This window comes from Chromobacterium sp. W521 (genome assembly GCF_052805975.1).
This window is the reverse complement of the sequence record NZ_JBRBAF010000001.1, coordinates 497,968-504,670: the sequence shown is the minus strand read 5'-3', so window position 1 is coordinate 504,670 and position 6,703 is coordinate 497,968. Positions and strand designations below refer to the sequence as shown.

General features: G+C 62.6%; 4 protein-coding genes. 2 read left to right on the top strand and 2 right to left on the bottom strand.

The genetic code is table 11. The annotated features are described in order from the left end of the window. Positions 1–213: 213 nt before the first annotated feature. The gene (locus tag ACUXV1_RS02400) at positions 214–2,223 is read left to right on the top strand and encodes a M13 family metallopeptidase (protein ID WP_446014204.1); all 2,010 of its coding nucleotides are present in this window, start codon (positions 214–216) and stop codon (positions 2,221–2,223) included. A gap of 253 nt (positions 2,224–2,476) precedes the next feature. After that, the gene (locus ACUXV1_RS02395; protein ID WP_446014205.1) at positions 2,477–3,742 is read left to right on the top strand and encodes a nitronate monooxygenase; all 1,266 of its coding nucleotides are present in this window, start codon (positions 2,477–2,479) and stop codon (positions 3,740–3,742) included. 241 nt (positions 3,743–3,983) lie between these two features. Here the strand turns inward: ACUXV1_RS02395 and ACUXV1_RS02390 are convergent, their stop codons facing one another. Together ACUXV1_RS02390 and ACUXV1_RS02385 are read right to left on the bottom strand one after the other, a co-directional pair. After that, positions 3,984–5,162: a DUF1501 domain-containing protein gene (locus ACUXV1_RS02390; RefSeq protein WP_337883904.1), complete on the bottom strand. Its 1,179-nt coding sequence runs from the start codon at positions 5,160–5,162 to the stop codon at positions 3,984–3,986. Positions 5,163–5,175: 13 nt separating this feature from the next. Beyond that, complete coding sequence (locus ACUXV1_RS02385; protein ID WP_446016825.1) at positions 5,176–6,669, bottom strand: DUF1800 domain-containing protein; 1,494 nt, start codon at positions 6,667–6,669, stop codon at positions 5,176–5,178. Positions 6,670–6,703: the final 34 nt, after the last annotated feature.

Sequence of the window (6,703 nt, the reverse complement as noted above, 5' to 3'; positions counted from 1 at the left end):
GTGATCCCGCAGGCCTGACCAAGCCATTCCTTATATATGTCTTGTGTTGATATATATATTGTCTTTGTCATGAAATGGATGTTTGACTCGTTGTGAGGAAAAGGCAGCCTTTGGGCTGCCTTTCTCTTGTCGTTGTGAGCCGGCCCGGCATTTTCACCGGAACCAAAACAAGGAAAACAGGGCCGCAGAGAAATGGAGTGAAAGGAACCCCCGATGAAAATGAAGTTAGCCCTGATGGCCGCAAGTCTGTTGCTGGCCTGGCACGCACAAGCCGGCGTCGTGTCCGGCATCGACACACAGCATTTCGACAACGCGGTGCGTCCGCAGGACGATATCTATCACGCGGTCAACGGCGGCTGGATCAAACACGCGGTGCTGCCGGCGTCCGAAGACAGCGACGGCGCCTTCAAGCAATTGCGCGACTTGAGCCTGGAACGCAGCCGCAAGCTGATAGAAGAGGCCGCAGCCAAGCCGAATGCATCGCCGGAGGCGCAAAAGATCGGCGACTTGTATCACAGCTTTATGGATGAGGCCGCGCTGAACAAACTGGGCCTGGCGCCGCTGCGCGGCGATCTGGCGGAGATCGCCGGCTTGAAGGACAAGCGCGCGATGGCGGCCTGGATGGGCGCGGCGCAGGGTCTGGGCGTGCAACAGCCCTTGGCTTTTTACGTTGAGGCGGACGCCAAGGACGCGCGTCAATACCTGGCCGGCTTGTATCAGAACGGCCTGAGCATGCCGGACCGCGACTATTATCTGGGCAAGGACGCACGCTTCGAGAAAGCTCGCCAGGCCTATCGGGCCTACCTCGCAAAATTGTTCAAGCTGGGCGGCTACGCCGAACCGGAGCAGCGCGCCCAGCGCGTGTTCGCGCTGGAAACCAGGCTGGCAGAAGCCCAGTGGAGCAAGGTGCAGAACCGAGACCCGCAAAAGACATACAACAAGATGAGCGTGGCCGAGCTGAAAAAGCGGGCGCCGGGCTTTGACTGGCAAGCTTTCCTGGAGGCGGCCGGGGCCGGCGGCGTCAGCGCGGTCAACGTCAACCAGCCCAGCTATGTTCAGGCCTGGGCCAAGCTGGCGGCCGAGTGGCCGCTGCAAGACTGGCAGGACTATCTGACGGCGCAGACGTTGGACGCCTACGCGCCCTATCTGGACAGCGCCCTGGCGCAAACCCGTTTCGACTTTCACGGCAAGGCGCTGGCCGGCACGCTGGAACAGCAGCCGCGCTGGAAGCGCGGGGTGAAAGCGGTAGAGGGCAATCTGGGGGAGGCTCTGGGCAAGCTCTACGTGCAGGCTTACTTCCCGCCGGAGTCCAAGGCCAAGATGGAAGCGCTGGTGGGCAATTTGATGAAAGCTTACGCCCAGAGCATAGACACGCTAAGCTGGATGAGCCCTGCCACCAAGAAGGCCGCGCAGGACAAGCTGTCCAAATACATGCTGAAGATAGGCTACCCCAATAAGTGGCGGGACTATGGCGGCCTGACGATCAAGCGAGACGATCTGGTGGGCAATATCAAGCGCGGCTCTTTGTTTGAATATCGCCGCATGCTGGCCCGCCTGGGCAAGCCTGTGGATCGCGAGGAGTGGGGGATGACGCCGCAAACCGTCAACGCTTACTACAACCCGTCGCTGAACGAGATCGTATTCCCGGCCGCTATTCTGCAGCCGCCGTTCTTCGATGCCAAGGCCGACGACGCAGCTAATTACGGCGGCATAGGCGCGGTGATCGGCCATGAAATCAGCCACGGATTCGACGATCAGGGCAGCCAGTTCGACGGCGACGGCAATATGCGCAACTGGTGGACGGCGGAGGACCGCGCCCGTTTCGATCAACTGACCGGCAAGCTGGTGGCGCAGTACAGCGGCTACGAGCCCTTGCCGGGCAAGCACATCAACGGTGAGTTGACGCTGGGCGAAAACATCGCGGACAACGCCGGCCTGCAAATCGCCTATAAGGCCTACCAACTGTCCTTGGGCGGCAAGCCGGCGCCTAAAATAGACGGTATGAGCGGCGACCAGCGCTTCTTCTATGGATTCGCCCAGGTGTGGCGCAACAAGATTCGCGACGAGGCCTTACTGTCGCGCTTGGTGAGCGATCCGCATTCGCCCGGCGAGTTCCGGGCCATCGGCGCGGCGAGCAACAGCGACGCCTTTGCCGAAACCTTCGAGGTCAAGCCCGGTGACAAGATGTTCAAGCCGAAAGACGAGCGCATCCGTATTTGGTAAGACCGCAGTTTGCGGCCTGCCACGCGCCGGCATGCAGGGAAAGGCCGGGACCTCCCGGCTTTTTCAATGAGCCGGCGCGTAGCATGGCTGCAATATGGCGGGCGCATAGTGGCCAGGGCTGGGCGCTTGAACCGGCAGGGGCTGACGGAAGCGGTTTGGCTGGGGCCTCGGAGCAAAAACTCTAAAAAAATGGATTTTCCCATAAGGCCGGGGGATAATGCCGGCCAGCATTCAGGAGAGATAGGCTGATTTAATGAAGTGCGTTGACGATTTCAGACTGCGGCTGGGCAAGCAGGAGCTGGTGCCCATCATGATTGGCGGCATGGGCGTGGACATCTCCACCTCGGCGCTGGCGCTGGAAGCGGCCAGACTGGGCGGCGTGGGGCATATTTCCGACGCCATGGTGCCCACGGTCACCGACCGCCGCTTCAACACCAAATACGTCAAAGACAAGCTCAAGCAGTACAAATTCAATGTCGAGAACAGCGACAAATCCGTCGTGCAGTTCGACTTGGGTTTGCTGGCGGAAGCCACCCGCATGCATGTGGGTAAGACCATGGAAGCCAAACGCGGCGATGGCCTGGTCTTCATCAACTGCATGGAAAAGCTGACCATGAACGCGCCCAAGGAAACCTTGCGCACGCGCATGCACGCCGCGCTGGACGCCGGCATCGACGGCATTACTTTGGCAGCCGGTCTGCATCTGGGCTCCTTCGCGTTGATGGAAGATCACCCGCGTTTCCGCGACGCCAAACTCGGCATCATCGTCTCCTCGCTGCGCGCTCTGCAGTTGTTCCTGAAAAAGAGCGCGCGCAGCAACCGCCTGCCGGACTATGTGGTGGTGGAAGGCCCGCTGGCCGGCGGCCACCTGGGCTTCGGCATGGATTGGGCGCAATACGACCTGGCCGTCATCGTGGCCGAAATCCGCGACTGGCTGCGGGCCGAGCAACTGGATATCCCGCTGATTCCCGCCGGCGGCGTGTTCACCGGCAGCGATGCGACTCAATTCCTGGAGATGGGCGCCGGCGCGGTGCAGGTGGCTACTCGCTTCACCGTGGCGCGAGAATGCGGCTTGCCGGAGAAAGTGCAGCAGGAATACTTCAAAGCCAATAAGGACGACATCGAAGTCAACCAACTGTCGCCCACCGGCTATCCGATGCGCATGATCAAGCACTGTCCGGCCATCGGCGACGGCATTCGCCCTAATTGCGAAGCCTACGGCTACCTGCTGGACGCCAAGGGCGGTTGTTCCTATATCGAGGCCTACAACCGCGAAGTGGCCGCCCATCCCGGCGAGCGCCGCATCAAAGTGTGGGACAAGACCTGTTTGTGCACGCAGATGCGCAATTTCGATTGCTGGACCTGCGGCCACAACGCCTACCGTCTCAAAGACACCACCGTCCAGCGCGCAGACGGCAGCTATCAACTGCTCAGCGCCGAACATGTGTTTCACGACTATCAATACAGCAAGGATCACCACATCGCCTTGCCGGAGTTGGAAAGTACGGCTGAGGCATGATTGAATGCCTTGACTAGGGACCTCTTCCCAATGGACATGGAAGCGGCGCGCCAATCAGGCGGGCCGCTTTTTTTACGCCTTAGAACCTGCTTACGATTTGCTACGCGTCGTGGATCATGACACGACGAGTATGTCCTCAAAATGCTCATGTACCGTGTGCACACTCCGCTTTCTCAGGCGTTTTCGCCTGGTCCCGCCCTTGCTCGCGAGATCGTAAACAGGTTCCTACGGGCTGGCTTTCTCATGTCTTGAGAAGGGGCAGGGGGGCGAAGCGGCCGCCCAGCACATTGTGGGCGTCCTTGCCCCACCAGCTCTGGATGGCGGTGGCGTAGACCTGGCGGAAGTCAATGGCGTAGGGCAGGTTGCCGTCGCTGACGCCGGCCAGTTGCGGGCTTTGCCCGTACAGCCCGCCGCGCACCCGCCCGCCGCTGGCGAAATGGACGTTGGCGGTGCCGTGGTCAGTGCCGCGGTTGCCGTTTTCGCGCGGCCGTCGGCCGAATTCGGCGTAGCTGAGCACCAGGGTGTCGTCCCAGCGCCCTTGCTGTTGCAATTGCGTGCGCAAGAGCGCGATGCCATCTGCCAGTTCGCCCAGCAGCCGCGCCTGGGTGGGCGGCTGGTTGCCATGGGTGTCGAAGCCGGTCAGGGTGATGCGGGCCACGGCGATGGACACGCCGCGCGACAGGGTATCCGCCAGGGTGGCGACGGCCTGGGCGAACGCTCCGGTCGGCCGCGGCGCTGCCATCGGCGAATCCGCCGCGGACAAGGGTTTGGCCGGCTGCCCCAACTCGGCGGCGGCCTGGCGGATGTCGCCCTCCACTTTGAGAATATGGCCGAGTGCGCCGCTGCCGGCGTGGCCTTGGTCCGCCGCCAGCTTGGCCTGGCGTGCGAAGTCTTGAGGATTGCTCAGCACCACCGCGCGCGCGCCGCCGTCCAGCGGCCCCAGCGCCTGGCTGGACAACACCACGCCGTCGGCGGCGAAGTCATGCGGTGTCGGCTGTTCGCGGAACAGCCGGCTCAGCCAGCCCTCGCTCAGATATTGCTGGCTATTGGATGCGGTTTCCCAGATCTCGATGGAGCGAAAGTGGGACAGGTTGGGGTCGGGATAGCCAACCCCCTGTAATACCGCCAACTCCCGCTGTTGCCATAGCGGAAGCAGCCCGGTCATGGCCGGGTGCAAACCCAGGCGTTCGTCCAGCGGCAGCACTTGTTCACGGGGAATGGCGATGCCGGGGCGCAACCGGTAGTAGTCGGCGCTGGCGTAGGGCACCACGGTGTTGAGGCCGTCGTTGCCGCCCTTGAGCTCGATCAGCACCAGCAGGCGGCGATAGCCGGCGGGAGCCAGCGCCCAGCTCAGATTGGGCAGCACCGATACCATCAGGCCGCCGGCCATGGCCTTGAGAAATTGACGTCGTTGGAACATGGCTGGGCTCCTGTCAGTGAATTTGGTAGACCGGATCCAGCAGCAGCGGTGCGATGGCTTGCGCGCCGCTGAGGGATTCGGGCAGAGGGTTGGCCGGAGGCAGCGCCAGCAGCAGCCTGGCGGTGTCCTGAGCGCTGCGCACCTGATAGATGGCGCTCCATTCGTCAGGTTGCAGCTTGAGTGAGCGTAGGCCGGTTGCGGCCAGCCGGTTGATGCGCGCCTCGCGCCCCTTCATTTCGTCCATGCCGCCGTCCGGCAGCGCAAAGGCGTTGCGGGCCGGCGCGGCGTCGTGGGCGATACGGTCCAGGAACTGCTTGCGGCTTAACAAGGTGGCGCTGTTGATCCAGGTTTCTCCGCCTGGCCAGCCTTTGACGTTGGGCGGCGCGAACACATCCTGGCCCAACTGGCGATTGAGACCGGCCAGCGCGCGCCAGTCCGGTGGGCTGAGGTCGAAAGTCACCAGGGTGCCTATGGTCAGCTCCAGCGGTGATTTCACCAACTGGCCCTGGCTGTTCCAGAACTGTGGGCTGAGCAGCAAGGCGCGCAGCAAGGGTTTGATCTCGTAACGACCATTGCGGAAACCGCTGGCCAGCCGCTTGACGGCGGCCGGGTCCGGCTTGGGCGAGATAAAGGCTTTCCACAGTTTGGCGGTGATGAATTCGGCGGTGGCCGGCTGCTGCAGCAGCAGGTCCAGCACGGCGTCGCCGTCGAAGTTGCCGCGCTGGCCGAAGATCAGCTTATCGCCGTCGTCGTGCAGTTTGGGGCGGTTGACGAAACGGTCGTCCCGGTCCAAGCCCCAGCCGGTGAAGGCGCGGGCGGCCTCGCGGATATCCTGTTCGCTGTAATGGCCTTCGCCCAGAGTGAACAGTTCCATCACCTCGCGAGCGAAGTTCTCGTTTGGCTGGCCCTTGCGGTTATTGGCGGTATCCAGGTAGCGCATCATCGCCGGATCGCGTGCGATGGCGTGCAGCATGTCGCCGAAATTGCCTAGGGCGTAGCGGCGCAGCAGCAGGTTCTGCTGGTACATCATTTGCGGCGAGCGCACCTTGTCCAGCGCTGAGACAAAGTGGTTATGCCAGAACAGGGTCATTTTTTCACTGAGCGGCGATGTGGTGTAGCGCATCTCGTTCAGCCACCAGCCGCGTAGTTCCACCGCGTGCTCGGCGCGTGCCTTTTGCAAGGCTTTTTTCTCTTCTTCGCTGAGATTGGGCTGCCCCGGCCGCTCGAAGGCTTCGTTCACCCAGGCCGGCGGCGGCGTGTCGGCGCTGGCGCGGGTATTGGCCAGCAGCCGGTCCACCGCGGCTTCTCTGCTTAGCGGCGCGTACACGGCGATTTGAGCCGGGTTGGCGCCGAAGCCGGTGCGAGACAGCAAGTGGCGAGCGCCGGCGATGCCGATGCCGGCCTGGGCTAGAGCGGGCAAGCTGAGAACGGCCAGCAAGACTCCAGCCTTGGCGATGACACGAATGGCGCCCGCCGCTTTTGTCAGCGGCCGGCAAAGGATTTGCATGGGGTTCAAGCATGGTCTCCCGACGCGCCCGGAG

Excerpts from the sequence above, each read along its gene's own strand:
- ACUXV1_RS02390 (WP_337883904.1), bottom strand. The coding sequence starts at position 5,162 with ATGTTCCAACGACGTCAATTTCTCAAGGCCATGGCCGGCGGCCTGATG.
- ACUXV1_RS02395 (WP_446014205.1), top strand. The coding sequence starts at position 2,477 with ATGAAGTGCGTTGACGATTTCAGACTGCGGCTGGGCAAGCAGGAGCTG.
- ACUXV1_RS02385 (WP_446016825.1), bottom strand. The coding sequence starts at position 6,669 with ATGCAAATCCTTTGCCGGCCGCTGACAAAAGCGGCGGGCGCCATTCGT.
- ACUXV1_RS02400 (WP_446014204.1), top strand. The coding sequence starts at position 214 with ATGAAAATGAAGTTAGCCCTGATGGCCGCAAGTCTGTTGCTGGCCTGG.